Source organism: Streptomyces sp. YJ-C3, assembly GCF_053891275.1.
The window spans coordinates 4,522,390-4,544,934 of record NZ_CM132685.1 but is presented as its reverse complement, the minus strand read 5'-3'; the positions used below and the strand labels follow the sequence as shown (position 1 = coordinate 4,544,934).

Genomic DNA, 22,545 nt, shown 5'->3' with positions numbered 1-22,545 from the left:
CTCCCAGCGCTTCCAGCCGGGAGTTCGGGGCGCCGGTCATCCGTCCTTGTCCTCCAGGCAGGTGCCGCGTCCTTTCGGGCCGCCGCGCGTCCTGCTTCATTACGCGGTAATCAGGCGCTTGCGGCCTGGATTCCTCCCGTGGGCCCGTGCAGGGTGGCCGACTGCAACGAAGAGGTTCACCAACACGGCAGGTCTGACGGTGGAAGCCCAGATCGACAATTGGTGGATCGTTTCAGCGAAGTGCAACCTAGGTGCCAACCGCTACGGCGTCAACCCCGCTGTGGATGGCCGGAGTTGAAAAATGGTGCACGTGTTGACCGTGCCTGAATTCGTCGTGTCCGACTCCTTGCTGGCAACGCCTCAAGTGGCCAGACTTGGGCGCCGATCGCTCTGAAACGTTTAAGAGCAGCATGGAGGTGCTCGTGCCGGACTACCCTGCCGCTGAGTCAGGTTCACCAGATAAGCCGCACACGCCGGACGACGCGTCACCCACACGATGGCCTCGGCGGCGGCTCCTCGGGGTGTCCGGCCTGATCGGCGCGTCAACGCTGGCGAGTCCACTCCTCGCGCCGAGCCCCGCCTCGGCATACGAGGCTGCGAAGGGCTCCACGATGAAGGGCTCCGCGTCAGGCGGAAGCCAGCTACCGGTCGGACTACGGGCCGAGCATGCAGAGAAGTCACTCGCGCTGAACACGGCGCGGCCACGCCTGAGTTGGCGCTCCACCGGGTCCAGCCACTCCACCGACCGAAGCCAGAAGGCGTACCAGGTGGTGGTCGGACACGAGGAGAAGCAGGTCCGGGCCGGGCACGGCGACGCGTGGGACAGCGGCAGGGTCGCCTCCGACCAATGCGTCGACATCACCTATGCCGGAACGGCGCTGCAGAGCGGCCGGCGCTACTACTGGGCCGTGCGGACCTGGGACGCGCGCGGAACGGTATCGGCCTGGAGTACACCGTCATGGTTCGAGGTCGGCCCGCTGGACGAGGCCGACTGGCACGGTGCGCACTGGATACAGCAGCAGGCCCCTGACCTGCCCACGCTGGAGCACGCGCACTGGATCTGGTACCCGGAGGGCGCGGCCGGGGACTCCTTCCCGGATGGAGTCCGCTTCTTCCGGAAGACGTTCACGGTGGCCGACACCTTGGCCGTGACCGGGGCGATCTCACTGATCACCGCCGACGACCGCTACGACCTGTACATCAACGGAACCCTCGCCGCCTCCCGCCCGCAGCAGACGAACGGCTGGCAGCGCGCCCAGGTCCACGATGTTCGTCCGCTGCTGCGCGCGGGCGCGAACGTCATCGCCGTGGCCGTCACCAATGAGGGCAAGACGCCGGCCGGTCTCCTCTCGGTCATGCGTGTCACCACGGGCGGAACCGAGGACCTCCTGCCCACCGACACGTCCTGGCGCACGTCCACCTCGGCGCCGGACGGGTGGCAGACGCCCGACTTCGACGACTCGGCATGGAAAGAGCCGCTCGACCAGGGCGAGTTCGGGGCGGGCCCGTGGGGGAGCGGTGTCTCGGTGGACAGCAGTGCCCCGGCACCGTACCTGCGCAAGGAGTTCGAGCTCGGCGCGCCCGTCGTCTCCGCCCGCCTGTATGTCTGCGGCCTGGGCTACTACGTGGCGTCGCTCAACGGCGTTCGAATCGGCGACCGTGAACTCGACCCGGCACCCAGCGTCTACGACACCGCAGGCCAGTACAGCGCCTACGGCATCACCGACCACCTACGGCAGGGCCGCAACGTCCTCGGTGCCGTTCTCGGCCGCTCGTTCTACGCGATCGACAGCCCGAACATCTACTGGAACCAGGCGACTTGGATCGCCGAGCGCCCCGCACTCCGGGCCCTGCTTCAGGTGACACACGCCGACGGCACCACCACCGTGGTCAGCGACCGAAGCTGGTACGCGCATCCGGGGCCGACGCTCAAGGACTCGGTCTACAACGGCGACGAGTTCGACGCACGCGCCGAACTGCCCGGCTGGGACCGTCCAGGCGCGTCACAGGAAGGCTGGACCCCGGTCACGGTCGGAACGGGAGCGAAGTTCCCGCCGGCAGTACGCCCCCAACTGATGCCGCCGGTGCGAGTGACACAGACACTCCAGGCCTCTGCCGTGACCCGGACGGACTCCGGCGCTCACGTCTTCCGCTTCCCGCGGATGATCACCGGCCGCCCCCGGCTCCAGGTCCGAGCACCGGCCGGCACGACCGTGCACCTGCGATACGGCGAGACCCTCAACGACGACGGCACCGTCAACAACGAGGGCGACCCTGGCATCACACCCGGCGAGATCCAGCACAGCACGTACACCACGTCCGGCAGGGGCCTGGAGACATGGGAGCCGTCCTTCACTTACGGCAGCTTCCTCTACGTCCAGGTCGACGGCTATCCGGGCACCCCGCCCCGCGACGCGCTGACGGCCCGGGTGATGACCAGCGACCTGCCTGCGGCAGGCGACTTCCGCTGCTCCGACGACCTGGTCAACACCGTGCACCGGATGACGCGCGACACCCTCGCGAACAACCTCACGGGCATACCCACCGACACCCCCATGTACGAGAAGCGCGGCTGGCTCGGCGACGCCGCACTGTTCTGCGCGCCCAGCCTGGACAACTTCGACGCGCAGACGTTCTGGACCAACTTCCTCCACGTGATGGGCGACGACCAGGGAGGAGACGGCAACTTCGGCGACCTGGCACCGGCCATCAGCCCTGGTGCGGGAGCGGACCCGACGTGGAGCACCGCCGGGCTGGTCCTGCCCTGGATGCTGTACGAGGAGTACGGCGACACCGGAATTCTGGACGCCTACTACGACCGCATGGTCCGCTTCGTCGACCACCTCAAGGGCCGGGCCACCGGCTCGCTCCTCGACGGAACCTACGGCGACTGGTGCTCACCGGGAAACGTCGCCCCGCCCGAAGGCGCGAAGCTCGTCTCCACCGGTTCGTACTACCGTTGCGCCAGGCTGCTGTCGCGTACCGCTGAAGTCCTCGGCAAGAGCGCGGACCACAAGACGTACGAGAAGCTGGCGGCGGACATTCGCGACGCGTTCAACGCGGAATTCCTCGACACCGAGGCAGGGATCTACCGCACCGGCGACACGCCGTACCGGCAGACGTCCAACGCCTACCCGCTGTTCCTCGGAATGGTCCCCGAAGCACACCGGGACGCGGTCGTCGCCAACCTCGTGCGGCAGATCACCGCCAACGGCAACCACCTCGACACCGGCATCGTCGGCACCATGGCCCTGTTCCCGGCACTCACCGAGTACGGGCACGTGGACCTTGCTTACCAAGTGGTCACGCAGAAGACCTACCCGAGCTACGGCTACTGGGTCTCCTTGGGCGCTACCACGCTGTGGGAACAGTGGATCGCCGGCCCCCGCTCCCGCGACCACGCGATGTTCGGCTCGGTCGACGACTGGTTCTACAAATACCTCGCCGGCATCCGCCCGGCGGCCCCCGGCTACAAAGAGATCGCGATCCGCCCGTACGTCCCCAGAGGCCTCACCTCCGTCTCGGCGCACCGGGACACCCCCTGCGGCAGAGTCTCCGTCGACTGGCGCACCAAGGGGCGGACCTTCACGATCGACGTCGCTGTGCCGCCGAACACCACCGCGACAGTCACCGTGCCCTGTCCGCACGGCGCCCGGGTCCGAGCCACCGACGGCGTCACACCCTTGACCGCAGCCGAGGGCGTCGCCAGGTTCCGGGCCGCGTCAGGCGAACACTCCATCATCGTGAACAGCTGACGGGGGGAACTGGATTTCGGGCACGACCGTCCAGCCGCGCCGCAGTTCCGAAGTATCACTGTCGCTGCTGGACGGTCACCCTGCCGCAGGTGGGGCCGCCTGGATCTCAGCGCACCACGCGCGTGCCGCGACGGTCTCGGGGTGATCTTCTCCAAGGATCCTGGCCCGCCCCTCGGCCACCTCGCGCGCGCTGTCGACGGCCTCCTGCCGTTTGCCCGCCGCGTGCTGGGCACGGCTGAGTTGGATGAGCACCCCGAGGACCAGTGGATGGTCGTCTCCGTACCCGGCCTTCTGCCCGGCGAGCACCTGCCGGAAAAGGTCCTCTGCCTCGGCGCCCCGACCGAAGTGCAGGGCTCCCCGCGCAAGTGAGTCGCGCGCCCAGACGGTCACAAGGTGAGAGTCGCCGAGGTGCCGTTCACAGTCCGCGACCAGCTCGCCGGCCGCTTGCATGTAGTCATCGAACTCGCCCTGCGCAAAGCGCAGTTCCATCATCTCGCAACGGGTCTTCAGGGTGGCCACGCTGCCTTCGCCGAGCGCTCGTCGACGGCCGTCCAGAACCGCATCCAACAGGGTACGGGCCTGCGCCAGCTCGCCCAGGCGGTGCAGAACTCGCTGCAATTCATACGCCGCGTCCAGCGTGCGGGTGTCGTGGGGACCGAGCGTGCGCAACGCGTCCTGGTGGACCGCGCCCAAGAGGTCGGCTGCTTCCGCGTACCGGCCGAGCCGGAACAGAATGGGGCCCTGGCCCGATCTTGCCTCGACGGCTGCCGGGTGTTCGGCTCCCAGGTGTTCCGTGGCCGTCGTGGCTGCGGTGGATGCCAGGGCCAGCGCGGCGGTCCAGTCACCCGCCTCGTACACCAGCCGTGCGACCCGCACCGCGACCCGCACGGATACCTCGGTCACCAGTCCGTGCCGGTGCGACTGCTGCAACAGGCCGGCCACGTGGGGCGCCAGCAGCCGGGAGAGGGAGCGAAGCTCGGGCTGCGCGGCACCGTCCTGCGTCAGCGCTGCTTGCAGCAATTGGCCGGCCGCTTCAGCGAGACGGACGCGCTCCGCGGCGGATACGCGCGCCGCGACGCTGTCCAGCAGCACGCCGTGGGCGCGCACGCAACGGTGCCCGTCCGCTTCGACGAGGTCGACCAGAGAATGATCCAGGAGCGCACGCAAGGCCGGCTCCACCTGCGCGGCGGGCAGCGGCGGATCGAGGTGCTCAAGACTGATGCGGCCCTGCGCTGCCGGCATCAGCAGCGACAGCGGCACCGGATCCGCAGTCCAGAACGAAAGCAGCCGCAAGAGGCTGGTCGTCTCCGGTAGACCGCCTTCCGCCAGGGTGTCCAGCGACAATTGCCACGTGCGGCCCACCAGGTGGCGGGAGTGCTCGCCGCTGGTGGCGCCGCCGTCGACCAGGGCCGTCGACTCCTCGTTCAGCTTCCGGTCGTACTCGTCCATCGACCACGACTCCAGTATCTGGTGCGCCAGATGAGCCCCGGCCAAGGTCAGGGCCAGGGGCAGGCAGCCCAGGCGCTCGGCGACCTTCCGTGCGGACTCCTGGGCACCCACGTTGGGGGCCAGATCCCGCAGGACCAGCGCCGCGTCGTCCAAGGGAAGCACACCGAGCCGGTGGCTGCTCACGCCCGGGCTCCGCCACAGCGCAGAGGTGGCATGACGGCTGGTGACCAGCACGGTGCCCAGCGGGCTCGTGCGCAGCCAGGCGCCCTCCTCCAGTACCGCGGGATCATCGGCGTTGTCCAAGACCAGCAACCACTTCGTCGCCGAGTGGTCCAGGTAGTGCCAGACCAGGTCGGCCGCGGCGCGCTGACCGCTGGCCGCGGCAGCCAGTTCGCCGCTGGTGGCGCCCCGGTCGCCGGCGACAGCCAGCATGCCGGCACGCAGGGACACATGCTCGGACGCGTTGACCCACAGACCGACACGGCCGTGTTCCCGTACCGCCTCGGTGAACAGCGCGCGAGCGACCGCTGTCTTCCCGCAGCCGCCCATGCCGTGCAGAACCTGTACGTCGCCACCAGGGCCGGCGACAGCGGCCCGCAGTAGGCCCATGACCTCGGTGCGGTCCCGCAGAATGCCGGGCGCGCGCCCGACCAGCGGCAGGCGGACGGAGTCGGGAGCGAGCCGCTGCGGTGCGGCCGGGACCACCGGCTGGGTCCCGAACAGCGGGGCCGAGCCGGGGGCGTAGTGGTGGATGTGTTCCTCGATGTACTGACTGCCACCGGTCTGGTAGATGCGGGCCTGCCCCGAGGCGCGTCCCTGCATCGGCTCCGGTGGCGTCATCGTTCGGTGATGTGCTGATCGCGTCCGGCCTGATAGACGCGTGCGCTGCCCGACGCCTGGGCCTGCAGGCGGATCTGCTGCGTACCGGGCTCTTCCGAGGGCGACGGGTTCAGCTCGTCGAGGACCTGGCGCAGTGCGTCGGCGGCCTCGGGCTGCGCGAGCAGAAATCGGCGCAGGCGGCTCTGCCATTCGGCGGTCAACTCGGTCTCGGACTCGGCGTCACCCGCCTCGCGCGCGAGCAGGAGATCCTCCCGGCCGGCCTCCAGTTCCTCACGAATACTCTCGGCTCTGGCGGGCTGAAATCGGCGCCAGAGAGCGACCACGCCCTCCCGCGCCGATTCCCAGGCATTCGTGGCCATCAGCGTGATGACGGTCGTGCCTGCTGTTCCCGCAAGCGCGGCAATCTCCGGATCCATGGTCCCCCCTAAAGCCGACATCCGATCTTAGGTCCCCGAGCCACGCATGACGCAACAACTTGCGCCCTCGGAGCCGGGCGGCAAGAGGTCCGTGAGGTCGGGGGACACGGCACGGAGCGACGACGCTTCAGGCAGACGTCGCCCCGCCTGGTCCTCCGGGCAACTCGGCCTTCGGCTCCGGCAGTTGTGGCAGGGGAGCGGCGCCCGGCAAGCGAACAGACTGCCACTGGTCTCAGATCAGGCGCACATACGCGATGAGTTCCGGCTGTCCACGCGGTCACTTCTTTTAGATGCGGACACCGGGCCCATGAAGGAGATGCCGTGACGGGTGATGTCTGGCCGCTGGTGCATGCGGAGCGTGCGGCGTTGATCGACGACCTCGCTGGACTGAGCGACGAGCAGTGGGAAACGCCCTCGCTGTGTGACGGGTGGACCGTCCACGACGTGGTCGCCCACCTCTCCGACTCGGCTCGCACGACGCGACTGGGGTTCGTGTTCCGTCTGGCCCGGGCACGCTTCGACTTCGACCGTCACAACACCCTGGGCCTGGCGCGTGAACGCAAGGGCGCACCACAGGAGACCTTGGACCGTTACCGTCGCGCGGCAACACGGACGTCGAGGCCTCCGGCACCTCTCGACAGCCGGCTCGTGGAGGAAGTGATCCATGGAGAGGACATCCGCCGCCCCCTCGGAATCACCCGCGCCTACCCTCTGGAAGCGGTCGTGAGGGCGCTGCGCCTACAGGCACGTACTCCGGCGCCGTTCGGCGGGGCCAAGGAGTTGCTGGGGAACATCCGGCTCACGGCGACGGACGCCGACCTGACGGTGGGTACGGGACCTGAGGCGACCGGTCCCGTACTCAGCCTGCTCCTCGCTGTCTGTGGACGCCGGGTGGCGCTGGACGAGCTCGGTGGGCGGGGCGTGGGAGAACTGGCGGCGCGTCGCTGAATCATGGAGATGGCGTCGAAGGCGCAGGCCGCCTGGCGCTGACCTGCTCCTGGGTCGGAGGATCTTGGTCTGCGCCGCCGTCGGGAGGGGGCCGGTTGGGCGGGAAGCCGCTTGGTCGGGCAGGCTGCTCGTATGACGACCTCCGAAGAACAGTTCCGCTCCTTCGCTCGTACTCGTGCTTCGCTGGACGGGGAGGAGGTCACGTTCTGGTGGACCGGAGACGTGTACTCCTGGTCGCCCGACGAGCCCTACGAGCGGGTCTTCGGTTTCGAAGGCGTCAATGTCGCCCGTCTGGTTCCGAACCTCGACGCGGGGCCGGGTGCCTATCGGCTCCTCACTCGCGAGGCGGCCTTCTATCTGGACCCCGCCACCCGGGAGATCCTCGAGACGTGGCGGGAACTGCCCGTGGTGCACGTATGGAACGACCCGGCGAATCAGGCGTGGCGGCCCTTCCCGGTCCCGACGACGGAGCTCGGCGGGCAGGTCTGCTTCAGCCTGGACATCCCGCTCAGCTACCCCTCACCGCTGCCCGTCGCCGAGTATCCGGTCCACTCGGCCGGCGACACGTACAGGGCCTTGGAACGGTTCCAGTTCTTCGCCGACCGTGCCGACCTGGCGGGACCCGCTCCCAGCGTCCCCGCCACCATGTCGTGGAGCCGGATGTCCCCCTGGCTTCCGTGGATGGCTCGCGGCCAGCGGCCCGGCGGCCTGGCCTACCACTGCCGGGGGCGCAAGCTCGGCTCGTATGCAGAGGTACCCGAGCGGACGCGCGCTTACATAGCCGACCAGCACCCGGAGTTCGCTCACGCCCCCGAGCAGTGGACCGCGCCGAACGAGACCAGCTGGACCTACTTCCGCCGCCTCAACCCGCCGAACCAGTCGTCGGCTTGAGTGAATGGACGGGCCCGAGCGCTGTCACCAGCACCTGCTGAGGGGGAGGGCGCGGGCCCTCCTTGGGGCGTGGGCGGTCGCGTGATCGATTGTCAGTGGCGGTCCCTAATGTGGAATCACCAAGGGCCAGCCGCAGGGGAGGGTCCGGCTTAGTGGGGGAGAGGTGTGCCGTGGCCGCTGCGCAGGCACCACAGACAGAGGACACGACGTACCTGGAGCTGTCCCAGGAGGGCTCCGGCGCCCACAAGTTCTACGAGGTGACCGTCTCCGGCACGGACGTCTTCGTACGGTACGGACGCATCGGAGCGGACGGTCAGAGACAGAACTCGACGTTCCCCACCCCGGAGAAGGCGCGGGCCGCGGCGGCCAAGAAGATAGGCGAGAAGGTCCGGAAGGGGTACGCCCCAGCAGTGCGCGGCCAGCGCGCGGCCCGCGCGGTGACGCGCCGTCAGGTGACGTCCGCCCCCTCCACGGCCCGCTCCACCGCACCCGTGCTGTGGCGCTTCCGCACCGGAGCCTCGGCGTTCGGTATCCATGTGGACGAGGACCGCTGCTGGGTGGGCAACCAGCGCGGAGACGTCTATACCCTGGGGCACAACGGCGAGGTGCTCGCGCACTACTCCCTGCCGGACGGGGTGAAGTGCCTGGTGGCTGACGACTTCTGGATCTACGCGGGCTGTGACGACGGCCAGGTGTACGACCTGTCCGCAAAGGTGCCGTTCGCCGCCTACACCATCTCCGATGACGTCGACATCTTCTGGCTGGACATTCACGAGGGTGTGCTCGACGTCTCGGACCGCGACGGTGGGCTGACCGTCATCGACCACGAGGACGAATTCCAGTGGTCGCGCTCCTCAGCCGGTGACAACGCCTGGATGGTCCGCGCCGACGACCGCGCGGTCTACCACGGTCACTCCCAGGGTGTCACGGCCTACGCGACCGACGGCACCGGTCAGTTGTGGCACACGGCCACCTCGGGGAACGTTCTCTTCGGCTGGCAGGAGCACGACGCGGTATACGCGGGCACGGGCCGCCGCGTCGTCCAGCGTCTCGCCAAGAGCACAGGCCGCGTCGAGGCCACGTACAGCTGCGACGCCGCCGTGTACTCCTGCGCCACCTCGCCGAACGGGCAGTACGTCTTCGCGGGGGACTCGTCCTCCTCGGTCTACTGCTTCGCCGCCGACGGTACCCGGCTGTGGAAGCTGGGCACCGGCGGAGGATCGGCGCTCTCCATGCAGTACCACAGCGAAAAGCTGTACCTGGTCTCCACCGACGGTTCGCTCGCGTGCGTGGACGCGAGCGACGCCGCGATCTCCGCCGCCCAGTCCGGCACCGTGCCGGTCGCGCAGGACATCAAGCTGGCCGCCGCCCTGCCGACGTACACGCCCCCGGCGACCCCCGCGGCCGTCGCCACGATCGCGGCTGCCCCCGCGCCGGGCACGGGAGTCGTGGTGGAGTGCGTCCAGGAAGGCGGGCGCCTGCGGGTGCATGTGGTGTCCGAAGGCTACGAGCCGAGCTGGAACGTTCAGTTCCCCCGCACCATCCGCCAGCCAGGTGCGCGGTATGTGGTGGACGCGCTGCACACGTCGTCGAACGGCTTCTACAGGGTGCGGGGTGAAATCCGGCGCTTGGTGTGAGAGAGCGATGGGGAGCGCGGGTGTGGTGCGCGGCGGGTGGCGAGGACGGGATCACCGCCGGGCATGCGGCCCCCGCGCCCTCAAGACGACGCGCGCCGCGTGGCCCGGCGCCACCGTGGCGGCGCCTGGCTGTGGAGTGTCGGTGGCCAGGGCCAGGCGCCACGTCTAGAGCGCTGCGTTGACGGGTTGCAAGAGGCGAGTCGCGCATTGTGGCGGATTGGGGCCATGCCCGGAGACATGTGAGGATCCGCCCGTGGAGTGCGATGTGTGTGCGGGCGACGTGGCGATGATCGGCGCCGGTGCTTGAACCGACTCAAGCAGTGGAGCGGCCTCGGAGTTCGTGCACGTGCCGTATCCCGTCACTGCGGGTGCCGGTGAGGACCAGGACGTCGTTGACGCCGGTTATTTCGAGGAGTCGCTGTATGCCGCTGTGGTACGGGCCGGCGAGTACGAAGGGGCGTAGCACGCTCTGGTGCGCGGCATGCTCGCGCAGGATCAGGTTGAGCAACGAGCTGTCGGCGAAGTCGAGGTCGGCCAGATCAACCACCGTGCCCACACTGCTGGTGTCAGTGCGCGCAGTGTTCAGTGCCAGCGCGGCCTCGGCCTCGTCGGTGAGGTCGAGGTCGTTGCGAAACGAGACAACGGCCACCCGTTCCTGGTGGGTGACGTCGATGTTCTGTCTGTCGGGATCCATCCTCCGACCCTCCCACAGGTTCCTGATGGTGTGACGAGGAGGTCCTGTTTCGAACCCTCCTCCTTGGAGAAGAAGGCAGCTCGGACGCCCTCTTATTGCTTCAGCACCTGTTCCGACGCGACCCGGGCAGGCCATGGCGAGGTGGGCGGGAGTGTGGGGCGGGGAGTGTCGGGCATGCGCAGAAGAACCGACGATACGAGCGCGGTGACAGCACGTGCGCGGGGAAAGGATCAACGCACGATGAGTGGTACCGAGACCTTGGAAGCACAGGACATCAGTTGCGCTGACGCCCGGTCCGCGGTCCGGGCGGTGCTGATGGAGGTGTGCCCTGGCCTGCCACTGGCTCGAGCGCAACGCCTGCGTGACGACGCGCTGCTCGTGGTGAGCGAGTTGACGGCCAATGCCCTCCTGCACGCCGGCGGGGTGACCCGCTTCAAGGCTTGCCTGACGGATGATGAGCTTCAGCTGCACGTCAGCGATTCCAGCCGCGCTGAGCCGCGTCGCCTGGCGACCGTCCACGGTCGGCCAGGGGGCTATGGGTGGAGGGTGGTCCAGCGCCTGTGCTCGCGCGTGCACGTCGAGGTGGAGCCGGACGGCAAGACGATCACCGCCGCGCTGGCACTGCCCTGACGCATTTCTGCGTCGAACTCGTGGGGTCAGCCGAGAAAGTTGCCTGATGGAAAGTATGTATGCCCACCCTGGGTGCGGGTAGCCGCAGGCATACGGGGAGATCAGGAACCAAACGGCGAGGCAGGGACGGGACGCAATGAGCACCACGGCGGTTCACCAGCAGACGCACACCACGACCCGGGCGGTGGAGAAGAGTCTGGTCGACCGCGCCTACGCGAACCCGGCTTCGATCGCTCCGCGTGATGCCCGAGAAATAGGCCGTTTCCTCTTCGACCGGCTCGCCCAACTCGAAGAGGGCACGCACGAGTACAGCGACGTGCGCAACGTGCTCATCGAGATGAACCTCTCCCTGGTCAAGTACGCGGCCTCCCGCTTCAAGCACCGCGGCGCGGAGGAGATGGAGGACATCGTCCAGGTCGGGACGATCGGCCTGATCAAGGCGATCGACCGGTTCGAACTGTCCCGCGAGGTCGAGTTCACCTCCTTCGCGATCCCCTACATCGTGGGGGAGATCAAGCGTTTCTTCCGCGACACCTCGTGGGCCGTGCACGTGCCGCGCCGGCTGCAGGAAGCACGCATCGAACTGTCCAAGGCCACCGAGGAGCTGCGTACCCGGCTCGGGCGCTCCCCTTCCACGGCCGAGCTCGCCGAGTTGATGCAGTTGGAGCCCTCCGAGGTCGCGGAGGCGCAGAAGGCGTCCAACGGCTACAACAGCGTCTCTCTCGACGCGGCCGTCAACGGCTCCGATGACGAGTCCGAGACGATGCTCGCCGACTTCATCGGCATCGACGAGGACCGCTTCGAACTCGTCGAGAACTTCCACTCGCTTGCGCCGCTCATCGCGGACCTGGACGAGCGGGACCGGCGTCTGCTCCACCTGCGCTTCGTCGAGGAACGCACCCAGGCCGACATCGGTGAAGAGCTGGGCTGTTCGCAGATGCATGTCTCGCGCCTGATCACCCGCGCGGTGAGCAAGCTCCGCGCGGGGCTGATGGCCGAGGACGACTGACCGGGCTGCGCACGCTCGACTGCGCAGGGCGGCAGGGGTCGCTGGGCGACGATGGCGGTGGCGCGGCGTCGTGGTGAGGGTCCCGAGCAAGTCCGCAGTGTCGCGGAGCCACCTGCGCCTTCAACGCTTGTGACAGGTTCCGATACCCGCCAGATGGTGCCGCGTGGAGCCGACCGGGGCGCCGATGGCCAGCACAAAGCTCAACGTGCCGTGGTGTGCAGCGAGTCATTCGCACTGGCACTCCGTGAAGCTGTGACGGTGCATCACGCCACCACGGCTCACAGCCGCGAACCACGGGCCGCCCGGGACTCTGCCCTCGCGGCCGGGTAAGCGATGACTCACAAGACCCGTACGCCCCGTCAGGCAGGCGTTGCTGCACCGTGTTGACGCTCTCACCGCATCGGCCAGGCAGCTCGAAGTGTCGTCGTTGCTTGCGGTGGCAGCGGCATCGGGGCGCGCTGCCCGGCGAGTAGGGCGGCGCGTCATCAACGTGATGGCCGCGAGGGCGAGAATCACTTCGGTGCGCTCAGGCAGGCTCTCGCCTCTCCTGCGGTAGTGGGGCGCGGGTCTTGGAGTCGCTGGCCCCTTCGGTGGTGTCGCTCGGCGGCACGGGGCGGGGGAGGAGCGTGGCGACTGCCTGGTCCAGCGTGGTGGGCGGGTGGCCGAGGACGCTGTGGAGGTCGTCGGTCTGCCGTTCCAGGACGCCGGATCGGACCTGGCTCTCCAACCAGCCCTGGGGACCGGGAGTGAGGCTGTTCCTTACGCGGTGGACCACGGGTGTACCGGAGACGCGGGTGAGGGCTTGTGCGAGCTGGGGATAGGTCCACAGGGCGCCGGTGAAGTCGTAGGCGCGGCCCAGGTGCTCATCCTCGGCGAGGACGCGTGCGGCGGCTTCGGCCAGGTCGGCGCGGGAGGCGGTGTTGATGCCGCGTCCGCCGGTTGCGTCGTCCAGTGCGCCGGAGGCGACGGCTGCGTGCAGGTTGGAGTTGAGGAAGGCTTCGCTGTAGAAGGGGTGGCGCAGCAGCGTGTACGGCAGGCCGCTGGCTTCCAACGCGTGTTCGGTGGCGTAGTGCGCCTCGGTGACGCCGTCGGCCCGAGTGTCGGCGTCCAGGAAACTCGTGTAGACGATGGCACCGATGCCGACGGCGCGGGCCGCGTCGATGGCGGCCCGGTGCTGGCGGATGCGGCGGGCCGGGTCGAGTTCCGGGGAGGAGATCAGGAGCAGCCGATCGGCGTTCTTGAACGCCGTGAGCAGCGTGTTGGGGATGTCGTAGTCGCCTGGGCGAACCTGAACCCCTCGCGCGGCGAGATCCGCGACACGATCCGGAGTGCGCACCGCAAGTACCACGTGCTCGGCAGGGTGCCGGGCCAGCAGGTGATCAACGACCAGTCTGCCGAAGGCACCCGACGCAGCGGACACAACAATCATGCGGAACCCCCTTGCCATGTGGCCGTCGGTGCCACCGCAGGACTGGCTCTGGTGACCGGGATGGCGGGCACACCATCGGACAACAACGCCCACCCCGTCAAAGGCTTTTCCCGGCATCCCCGAAGGACGACCGGCCCCCAGGCGTCCTGGTTGACAGACATCCGCGAAGGACCTGCAGGTGACGATCGCCGCGCTGCTGGTCGCGCACAGTTGCAACGTCGGCTGCATCCCCCTCATCAGTGCCGCGGACGCCCTGAAGTACGGACGGCTGTCCCCCGTCGACCGGCTGCTGCACCGCCGGATTCGCACGGGGCCCGGACGCCGCTATCGGGTCAGGCCGCCTACGCTTTGGTCGCCCGGTCGTACGCGGCCACCGCCCGCTCCAGGAACGCTGCCACTGTGGCCTGCTCCTGGGGCGTCATGGATTCGGTGATCTCGCCGATACCCGCGACGAGGGGCTCGAGATGCTCGAACGCGGCTTTCTCCCAGTGCTCCGCCGGCGTCACGAGTACCTTGCGCCGGTCGCTGGGGTGCGGCTGGCGGCTGACGTGTCCGCCGTCCGCCAGGCGGTCGATGACCAGGGTCATCGCCGCTGTCGATGTACTGAGTTCGCGAGCCAGTTCGCTCGGCGTCGCCGGCCCGGTGCTGACGAGACGGTCCATCACCGCGAGCCCTGCGGGGTCGACGTGCATCTGACGGCCCAGGTACCGCTCGAACCGCTGCTGGCGGCGGGTCAGGTTCCGCAACTGGTCGCGGATGGGACCCTCCGCCGGGGCTGCGGGCTGGGGACCGGTGGGCTGGTTGGCAGTCATGGCGTGGAAGCTGCTCCTGGGTCACTGAAGGCGTTGGCAACCAATCATGCGTGAGATCTACAGGCTGTAGGAGGGCAGGGCGAAGGTGTCGGCGGGAGGGACGAGGAAGCGGTTCAGCTGCGCGGCCACGCGGGGCCGCGCAGCCGCCCGTAGGACCACGTGGAGGGTGCGGATACCCGTCAAGGTCCGCGGTAGGGCGACGCGCGGCACGCCGGGCGGCAGGTCCTGGGCCCGCTCGGTGTAGGGGCGCAGGACCTTCTCGTAGTGGGTGAACGCCTGCTCGTGGTGGGCGTGGCGGGCGAGTTCACCGGCCAGGACGTAGGCGCCGGCGAAGGCGAGGCTGGTGCCCATGCCGCTCAGGGGCGAAGGGCAGTACCCGGCGTCCCCGAGCACGGCGACACGGCCGTGGGACCAGCGGGGCATGCGGACCTGGCTGACGTGGTCGAGGTAGAAGTCCGGCGCGGTGTCCATGGCCGCCAGGACGCGGGCCGTTTCCCAGCCGGCCTCGCGGAAGACGCGGTGCAGGAGCTGCTTCTGCGCTTGTGGCACCAGCTTCTCGTGCTGCTCGCCTGTGTGGGGCGGGGAGAGGAAGGACAGCGCGGCGCGGGTGGTGCCACGGGGGTCGGGGCGCAGGGTCACCACACGTCCCTCCGGAGCGTTGTACCAGCGGGCCCAGCGCCCGTCACGGGGCTCACCCGGGATGGTGAAGTAGGCGGTCGTCAGGCCCAAGGGCCTGATGTCCACCGCGTCGCCGAGACCGCCGAACACAAGGTCACGGGTGCGGGAGCGGGCACCGTCGGCGGCGACGACGAGATCGAAGGCCCGCTCGGCACCGCTGCGGAACGTGACCCGTACCCCCTCGCCGCTCTGCGACAGCTCGGTGATCTCATTGGAGAACAGGTATTCGGTATAGGGCCGCGTCTCCTCGTACAGGAGGCGGGACAGGTCGGCGCGGAGGATCTCCAGTTCGGCGACCGGCCCCTGTCCGCCGAAGGACGCTGAGGAGAACGCGGCCTTCACGCGGCCCGCCCGGTCGACGAACCGGATGCCTTCCTCGCGGGTGGCGTGGTCCTGCAGCGCCCGTTCCAGTCCCATCCTGCGGGCCACGGTGCGTCCGGCTCCCCGCAGGTCCACCGTCTGCCCGCCCTCCCTCACAGCGGGAGCACGCTCGACCACCGTGGCCGCGAGGCCGTGGCGGTGCAGCCAGTAGGCCAGGGCCGGGCCGGCGATGCCCGCTCCCGCGACCAGGACATGTCGATGGGCCATGACGTTTCCTTCCTTCCTCACGTGAGCTCCACGCGGGCCGGTCCGGTGCCGCGGCTGGGACGGCACCGGACCGGGGATCAAACAGTGACGTCCTGCTTCGCACCGCAGCCGGCAGAACTGCCGTCGGAGGCAGAGGGGATGATGCCGTGCTGCTCGTCCTCGGGCCGGCCCTTCTTCGGCAGCAGGAAGGTGATGGCCAAGAACGCCGTAAGAAGACATGCCTGGACGATCAGCGCATGGTGGAAGCCGGCAGTGAAGTCGCCGGTCTCGGCCTGCGCGAAGAACACCGAGCCGAAGATCGCCACCCCGATGGATCCGCCGATGGCCTGCACCGCGGACAGGACGCCGGAGGCGGAGCCGATCTCGTCGTCGTCGACCGCGGCGAGGATGAAGCTGAACAGGGCGGCGATGACCATGCCCGCTCCGACACCGGCCACCGCCACCCCCGGGGCGATGTCCCAGATCGAGAACGACCCCGTGCTCAGAGCATCGAGTTCGAACCAGAGCAGCGCCGCACCGGCGAGCTGTACCACCGGCCCGACCTGAAGGACCTTGCGGCCGATCCTGTCGGCGAGGAAGGCGCCGCTGACCGCGCCGCCGGTCGCCGTACCCACGGCGAGCGGCAGGTTCCCCAGGCCCGCGTCCCCGGCGTTGAAGTGCTGGCCGATCTGCAGGAACAGGGTGAGTACGAGCTGCGTGCCGATCAGCCCGCCGAAGAACAGGGCGATACCGCCGAGCCCGACGGTGAAGGCGGGCTTGCGCAGCAGGGCCGGGGTCACCAGGGGCTCACGGCCCGCCGCGGCGGTCCGGCGCTGCTGGAGCGCGAACAGGCCGAACCCGACGACGGAGGCGGCCATGCACAGCCAGGTCCACAGCGGCCAGCCGTCCTCCTGCCCCTGGTTCAGCGGCAGCACGAGGAGCGCGCAGGACGCCACGACCAGGCCCGCGCCGCCCATGTCGACCCGCACGGTGCGGTCGCCCGGCTTCTTCGGGACGAACTTCGCCGCGATGGCCAGGGCCGCGAGCCCGATGGGCAGGTTGACCAGGAACACCGACCGCCACCCGAGGCCGAGGATGTCGCCCTCGATGAGAAAGCCGCCCAGAACCGGGCCGATGATGCCGCCCAGGCCGAGCACAGGACCGAAGATCGCGAAGACCTTGGTGAGTTCGGGCCCGGAGAAGTTCTCGCGCAGCAGGCCCAAGCCCTGCGGGAGCAGGATCGCCCCCGCGGTGCCCTGGAGCAGCCGGAAGACGATCAGCGACTCGATGTTCGGCGCCAGCGCGCACAGCAGAGAGCTCAGTGTGAAGGCCGCCAGACCGGTCAGGAACATCCGGCGGCGTCCATAGCGGTCACCGAGCCGGCCGCCCAGAACCAGGCCGGCCCCCAAGGTGAGGGCGTAGCCGCCGATCACCCACTGCAGGCCGACGGAGCTGGCGCCGAGGGACTCCTCCAGCGCGGGACCTGCGACGTTGACGATGGACGCATCCAGGAGATCCATGACCTCCGCGACGATCATCACCACCAGGATCAGCCATCGCCACCGGTACGGCGCGATGGTCGGGGTGGTATCCATTTTGCCTCACTTCATTGATTACCAATATTCTTAGCAATAATGAGAGTAGTCAGCGCCCTGTGGATGTCAACCACACCCCGCCGCGGCCTCACGCCGGCATGACGGACATTCGTTACGCGCCTTACGGCGACTGACTGGCCGAGAGGCTCAGGACCGGCGCGAGGAAGAGGTAATGGCGGCATCCGCCTTCCGTGGCGGGGGCGATCGCGCTGGAGACTGAGGTGCGGATGCGGATGCGCGCTGGCCGGTCCCACCCGCCACAGGCATACATGGGATCTCTGCTGTCGTATCTCTTATCGCCAGTCTCTTCGTGCGACATGATGCCCTGGAGTTCAGCGAAGAGATCCGAGCAATGTGCCTTGCAGGAGGGAACAATGACGTCTCGCCGCCAGATCCTCGGCGCCCTGGGAGCCGCCCCCGTGATCGCCGCCCTCGGCAGCACCGGCGCGTACGCCACCACCGCCGCGCCGACGGCCGCACCAACGGCCGGTCAGGCCCGCGTCCGTCCCGCCTCGATCATTCCGATCACTGCGGAGGACACCCCGGAGCAGATCATCGCCAAGGCCGCGAACGTCGTCCCCAGGAAAGGGCAGGTGGGGTGGCAGCGGCGGGAGATCACGGCGTTCACGCACTTCGGGATGAACACCTTCACCAACCGAGAGTGGGGGTCGGGCGCCGAGGACGAGGCGACGTTCGCGCCGTCCGCGGTCGATGCCGACCAGTGGATCCGCACGTACAAGGCGATGGGCGCCGAGCTGGCGATGATCACCGCCAAGCACCACGACGGGTTCACGCTCTTCCCCAGCCGCTACACGCCGCACTCGATCCTCAAGAGCCCGGGGCAGCCGAACATCGTCCGCAGATACGTGGATTCAGCGCGCGCCCACCAACTGCGCGTAGGGATCTATCTCTCGCCCTCGGACGGCTCCGAGCTCCCGCACGCCTGGCACACCACGTGGATCGAGTCGCTGCGCAAGAAGCAGGCCGAGGGCGGGACGCTGACCTCGGTGGAGCTGACCGCGCTCGCCGACGGCGACCGTTCCCCCGGCGGCCTCGGCCGGTTCGGCAACGGCAGCACGGTCAAGAAACACACCATCCCCACCCTCGTGGAGGGCGACGACCGGGCCGACGACGTGCGGTCGGGGAAGCTGCCGACGTTCACCGTGCACGTCAACGACTACGACGCCTACTACCTGAACCTCGTCTACGAGCTGTTCACCGAGTACGGACCGCTGGACGAGTTCTGGCTGGACGGCGCCAACCCGTGGTCCGACGCCGGGATCACCCAGGAGTACCGCTTCGACGAATGGTTCCGGGTGATCAAGGCGCTGTCGCCGGACACCGTCATCTTCGGCGGCCCGACCGGCATCCGCTGGGTCGGCAACGAGAGCGGGATCGGCCGCGAGACCGAGTGGAGTGTGGTGCCGACCACCGCCGACCCGTGGACCTACCACGGAGAATGGCTGCTGCCGCACGGCCCGACTGCCGCCGACATCGGGTCCCGGGCCCGGCTCACCGAGACCGGCGTGACTCATCTGTCCTGGTTCCCCGCGGAGGCCGACGTCTCCAATCGACCAGGCTGGTTCCACCACCCGGACCAGAAGCCGAAGACGGCGGCCCAGCTCTTCGACCTGTACGAGAAGAGCGTCGGGCGCAACGCGACACTCCTGCTCAACGTGCCGCCGTCGAAGGCGGGGACGATCGACGCGGCGGATGTCGCCGAACTGACCGCGTTCGGGCAGCGGGTGCGGAAGGTGTACGGCCGGCCGGTGGCGAAGAACGCCGACGGAACCACCACCTTCGACCGGGTCGCGGTGCGCGAGGACATCGAGCACGGGCAGCGGGTGGAGGAATTCGCTGTGGAGGCCGAGATCGGCGGGGCCTGGCAGCAGATCGCCACCGGTACGACCATCGGTCACCAGCGGATCCTGCCGCTCGCCGCACCCGTCACCGCGCGCCGCGTCCGCATCAAGGTCCTCGCCTCCCGCGCGGAGCCCCGCCTGGGACGCACCACGCTCCACCGGGCGGCCGACTGAGCCGCGGCATCGGGTGGATGCGAAGGCGCTTGAACTGGTGGAGCCAGGCGAAGGTCCGCGCGACCACCCAGCGGGTCTTGCCCAGGCCCGAGCCGTGGGCGACGCCGCGTCGGGCGATGAGCGGCTTGATCCCACGCTTCCAGAGCAGGCGGCGGTCCTTGTCGAAGTTGTAGCCCCGGTCGGCGAACAGCCTGCGCGGCCGTGTTCGCGGGCGTCCGCGCAGGCCCGGATGGGTGGGATCGCATCGAGGAGCGGCAGGAGCTGGGTGACATCGTGTCGATTGCCGCCGGTCAGCGTGACGGCAAGCGGGTTTCCGTCCCGGTCGACGATCAGGTGGTGCTTGCTGCCAGGCCGGCCCCGGTCGACCGGCGAAGGCCCGGTGTGATCCCCCCTAATCCAGTGCGTAAGCAGACGGCCCGGGAGCATGCAACGACCCGGGTAACTGCTCGCACAGGACAGCGAATGCCTGGATCCCCCCTGGCCGTCAAGGCCTCCTCAAAGAGCGGCATCGCTGTCCGTTGCGGGGTTCGCGGTGATGACGCGGGCGCCGGGCTGATGCCTCCGTTTCCCCGGGTCCTTGAGGCTTCTGTCAAGAGCGGCGCAGCCCGGCGCCTCCGTGGTCACCGCGAAACTCGCGTGGACTGCTCGGACGTTGATCGTCACGGCGCGAGCCCGCTCCAGGGTCGACCTCTTGTTTATCCGCGAGCCCGCGAGCTCTGCCAAAAGATCGAGTCCCTGGAGTTCGCTGGTGTCGCGAACGGCTACTGAGATGGCGGACCCACGAGTCCTTGGATTAGGGCGCCGCGTGACCCGCATGTGCTCGTGACCTGCATAAACGAACGGATCTGGGAGGATAGCCTTGACCGTGTTCTGCGGTATCGACTGGGCGGAGCGTCACCATGACGTCGCCCTCGTCGACGAAGCCGGCAGTCTGCTCGCCAAAGCCCGTATCACCGACGACGCGGCTGGCTACCACAAGCTTTTGGCCCTCTTGGCCGAGCACGGTGACAGCCCAGACGATCCGATACCGGTGGCCATCGAGACCAGTCACGGCCTCCTGGTTGCGAGCCTGCGCACCGGCAGCCGTCGGGTCGTTGCGATCAACCCGCTCGCCGCCGCCCGCTACCGCGACCGCCACGGCGTCAGCCGAAAGAAGTCCGACCCGGGCGACGCCCTGGTCCTCGCGAACATCCTGCGCACTGACATGCACGCCCACCGACCCCTGCCGGCCGACTCCGAACTCGCTCAAGCCATCACGGTCCTGGCCCGAGCCCAGCAGGACGCCGTCTGGACTCGGCAGCAGGTCGCCAACCAGGTCCGCTCGCTCCTACGCGAGTACTACCCCGCTGCTCTGCTGGCCTTCCAGAGCAAACAAGGCGGTCTGACCAGGGCTGACGCCCGCGTCATCCTCACTCTGGCGCCGACCCCGAGCAAGGCCGCGAAGCTCACCCTCGCCCAGTTGCGTGGCGCCCTCAAACGCAGTGGCCGCCTCCGCGGCTGCGACGTGGAAGCCGGGCGGCTGCGGGACGTCTTCCGTGCCGAGTACGCCCACCAGCTGCCCGGCGTCGAGGATGCCTTCGGCCACCAGCTCCTGGCCCTGCTCAAGCAGCTGGACGCCGCCTGCGAGGCTGCGGACGATCTCGCGGAGGCGGCCACAACCGCCTTTCACCAGCACGCCGACAGCGAGATCCTGCTCAGCTTCCCAGGCCTGGGGCCCATGCTCGCCGCCCGCGTACTCGCCCAGCTGGGCGACGACCGGGCACGGTTCGCCGACGCCCGGGCGCTGAAGTCGTACGCCGGATCCGCCGCCATCACCCGGGCCTCTGGCAAGAAGCGTTTCGTCGGCCGCCGGTTCGTCAAGAACAACCGCCTCATCAACGCCGGCTTCCTCTGGGCCTTCGCCGCCCTCACCGCCTCACCGGGGGCGAACGCGCACTACCGACGCCGACGCGAGCACGGAGACTGGCATGCCGCCGCGCAACGGCACTTGCTGAACCGCTTTCTCGGCCAACTCCACCATGTCTCAAGACCCAGCAGCATTTCGACGAACAGCAGGCCTTTGCACCGCCCCTTCCAGCGCCTGCATGCCCCGCCAACCCGACCGACTTCGTCGACGAGAACAACGGCACTTCGACAGAGCCACGCTGCCGAGCGCGAACTCAATCAGAGGGCGTGACCGGGGGACCGCAGGCCGAGCCACTGATCGGCGTCCCAGGCCCGGAACCGCTCAGCTTCGGTGAACCCCAGCTTTGCCGCGAGGCGCATCGAACGGACGTTGGCGGTCTGGGTGGCGAGCACCACCGGCTCACCCGGAAGGACGTCTTCGAGCCAGACCAGTGCCGCCGCGCACGCCTCGGCGGCGTACCCGAATCCCCACGCCCGCGGCAGGAACAGGTAGCCGAGGTCGACCTTCCCGACGGCAGTGGGGCAAAGGTGCTCCGTTGCTCTCCGGAGCAGGATCTGGCCGACCATCGCCCCTTCGAGATCGACGACGAAACTCCCGGGCCGCCGCCCGGGCACCTCGGGCATCTCGCGCTCAAGCTCGTCACGCGGGCGGGGGCCGCCGAGGTAGGTGTGCACCGCCGACGAGGCGTGCAGCTCGATGAACGCCGCACGGTCCCAGGCCTCGGGCTCACGCAGCACGAGCCTCTCGGTCTTGATCGGTGCAGGCGGCCACGCAACGGGTCCGAGATCATTCATGTTGGCCAGCCAATCAGCGGTCCTCAGTGGTGATCAAGACTCGCGGTCCCTCTTGACTTCTTATCCCCCTGAGATGTCTTTGAGCGCCCTGACGTGCGAGCCGTCGATGGCCGAGTCATCCGTCTCCAGCAGACCCTCCGCGCGCAGCTCAGCGAGAAGGTCCTCGTGCAAGCGGTGCCGGACGCCGGCCTCAGTCCAGTCCCGGAGCCGACGCCAAGCGGTCACCCCTGAACAGCCGACGACCTGAAGAGGCACATCGCGCCAGGCCACTCCTTTGCGCAGCACAAGGATGATGCCGGCCAGTGCGACGCGGTCCGATACCGGCAGTCGCCCGGGGGCGAGGATGGCGCCTGGCGGGCCGGGCCGGGAGGAAGGGAGCTATGCGCTCCCAGAGATCGTCGGGAACAAGGTCAGCAGACACGTCGGAGAGTCTGCCCGACGCGTTGTCAGATACTGGCC

15 protein-coding genes and 3 pseudogenes are annotated in these 22,545 nt (G+C 68.8%); 8 read left to right on the top strand and 10 right to left on the bottom strand.

Going from position 1 to position 22,545, the window contains the following annotated elements:
• Positions 1-410 precede the first annotated feature (410 nt).
• Positions 411-3,755 carry a family 78 glycoside hydrolase catalytic domain gene (locus ACVHNB_RS20360; protein WP_456225485.1) on the top strand — a complete coding sequence of 1,115 codons (3,345 nt, stop codon included), beginning with the start codon at positions 411-413 and terminating at the stop codon, positions 3,753-3,755.
• 75 nt (positions 3,756-3,830) lie between these two features.
• Here ACVHNB_RS20360 and ACVHNB_RS20355 read toward each other — a convergent pair whose 3' ends face one another.
• The gene (locus tag ACVHNB_RS20355) at positions 3,831-6,044 is read right to left on the bottom strand and encodes a tetratricopeptide repeat protein (RefSeq protein ID WP_456225484.1); all 2,214 of its coding nucleotides are present in this window, start codon (positions 6,042-6,044) and stop codon (positions 3,831-3,833) included.
• Positions 6,041-6,460 (bottom strand): hypothetical protein, encoded by a 420-nt coding sequence (locus ACVHNB_RS20350; RefSeq protein WP_428957308.1) that lies wholly within the window; start codon positions 6,458-6,460, stop codon positions 6,041-6,043. The genes ACVHNB_RS20355 and ACVHNB_RS20350 overlap by 4 nt, the downstream gene beginning before the upstream one ends.
• Positions 6,461-6,781: 321 nt before the next feature.
• Between ACVHNB_RS20350 and ACVHNB_RS20345 the strand changes: the two genes are divergently transcribed.
• From ACVHNB_RS20345 to ACVHNB_RS20335, 3 genes are all read left to right on the top strand, one after another.
• Positions 6,782-7,408, top strand: coding sequence for a maleylpyruvate isomerase family mycothiol-dependent enzyme (locus ACVHNB_RS20345; protein WP_456225483.1), 627 nt, complete (start codon positions 6,782-6,784; stop codon positions 7,406-7,408).
• Positions 7,409-7,540: 132 nt separating this feature from the next.
• Positions 7,541-8,299, top strand: a complete 759-nt coding sequence (locus tag ACVHNB_RS20340; RefSeq protein ID WP_456225482.1) for a DUF1838 family protein — start codon at positions 7,541-7,543, stop codon at positions 8,297-8,299.
• Between the two features lie 170 nt (positions 8,300-8,469).
• A complete protein-coding gene (locus ACVHNB_RS20335; protein WP_428957311.1) occupies positions 8,470-9,936 on the top strand; it encodes a WGR domain-containing protein in 1,467 nt (488 codons plus the stop codon).
• Positions 9,937-10,249: 313 nt separating this feature from the next.
• Here ACVHNB_RS20335 and ACVHNB_RS20330 read toward each other — a convergent pair whose 3' ends face one another.
• Positions 10,250-10,630 carry an STAS domain-containing protein gene (locus ACVHNB_RS20330; protein ID WP_428957312.1) on the bottom strand — a complete coding sequence of 127 codons (381 nt, stop codon included), beginning with the start codon at positions 10,628-10,630 and terminating at the stop codon, positions 10,250-10,252.
• Between the two features lie 240 nt (positions 10,631-10,870).
• Between ACVHNB_RS20330 and ACVHNB_RS20325 the strand changes: the two genes are divergently transcribed.
• The gene (locus ACVHNB_RS20325; protein ID WP_428957313.1) at positions 10,871-11,260 is read left to right on the top strand and encodes an ATP-binding protein; all 390 of its coding nucleotides are present in this window, start codon (positions 10,871-10,873) and stop codon (positions 11,258-11,260) included.
• A gap of 136 nt (positions 11,261-11,396) precedes the next feature.
• Positions 11,397-12,269, top strand: coding sequence for a SigB/SigF/SigG family RNA polymerase sigma factor (locus ACVHNB_RS20320; RefSeq protein WP_428957314.1), 873 nt, complete (start codon positions 11,397-11,399; stop codon positions 12,267-12,269).
• Between the two features lie 526 nt (positions 12,270-12,795).
• On the opposite strand, the gene ACVHNB_RS20315 is transcribed toward ACVHNB_RS20320, so the two are convergent.
• The 4 genes from ACVHNB_RS20315 to ACVHNB_RS20300 form a co-directional block, all read right to left on the bottom strand.
• Positions 12,796-13,698, bottom strand: coding sequence for an NAD(P)H-binding protein (locus ACVHNB_RS20315; protein WP_456225481.1), 903 nt, complete (start codon positions 13,696-13,698; stop codon positions 12,796-12,798).
• A 341-nt stretch (positions 13,699-14,039) separates the two neighbouring features.
• Positions 14,040-14,510 carry a MarR family winged helix-turn-helix transcriptional regulator gene (locus ACVHNB_RS20310; protein ID WP_456225480.1) on the bottom strand — a complete coding sequence of 157 codons (471 nt, stop codon included), beginning with the start codon at positions 14,508-14,510 and terminating at the stop codon, positions 14,040-14,042.
• A gap of 57 nt (positions 14,511-14,567) precedes the next feature.
• Positions 14,568-15,776: an FAD-dependent monooxygenase gene (locus ACVHNB_RS20305; RefSeq protein ID WP_428957320.1), complete on the bottom strand. Its 1,209-nt coding sequence runs from the start codon at positions 15,774-15,776 to the stop codon at positions 14,568-14,570.
• 77 nt (positions 15,777-15,853) lie between these two features.
• On the bottom strand, positions 15,854-17,350 hold the full coding sequence (locus ACVHNB_RS20300; protein ID WP_456225479.1) for an MFS transporter: 1,497 nt from the start codon (positions 17,348-17,350) through the stop codon (positions 15,854-15,856).
• A gap of 374 nt (positions 17,351-17,724) precedes the next feature.
• Here ACVHNB_RS20300 and ACVHNB_RS20295 point away from each other — a divergent pair, with 374 nt between their 5' ends.
• The gene (locus tag ACVHNB_RS20295; RefSeq protein ID WP_428957322.1) at positions 17,725-19,386 is read left to right on the top strand and encodes an alpha-L-fucosidase; all 1,662 of its coding nucleotides are present in this window, start codon (positions 17,725-17,727) and stop codon (positions 19,384-19,386) included.
• A gap of 16 nt (positions 19,387-19,402) precedes the next feature.
• On the opposite strand, the pseudogene ACVHNB_RS20290 reads toward ACVHNB_RS20295, so the two are convergent.
• Positions 19,403-19,776 (bottom strand): annotated as a pseudogene (locus tag ACVHNB_RS20290) (transposase); the annotation flags it as partial.
• Positions 19,777-20,245: 469 nt separating this feature from the next.
• Between ACVHNB_RS20290 and ACVHNB_RS20285 the strand changes: the two are divergent.
• Positions 20,246-21,471, top strand: a pseudogene (locus ACVHNB_RS20285) (IS110 family RNA-guided transposase); the annotation flags it as partial.
• Positions 21,472-21,549: 78 nt separating this feature from the next.
• On the opposite strand, the gene ACVHNB_RS20280 reads toward ACVHNB_RS20285, so the two are convergent.
• Positions 21,550-22,086 carry a GNAT family N-acetyltransferase gene (locus ACVHNB_RS20280; RefSeq protein ID WP_456228916.1) on the bottom strand — a complete coding sequence of 179 codons (537 nt, stop codon included), beginning with the start codon at positions 22,084-22,086 and terminating at the stop codon, positions 21,550-21,552.
• 78 nt (positions 22,087-22,164) lie between these two features.
• A pseudogene (locus ACVHNB_RS20275) lies at positions 22,165-22,507 on the bottom strand (transposase); the annotation flags it as partial.
• Positions 22,508-22,545 lie beyond the last annotated feature (38 nt).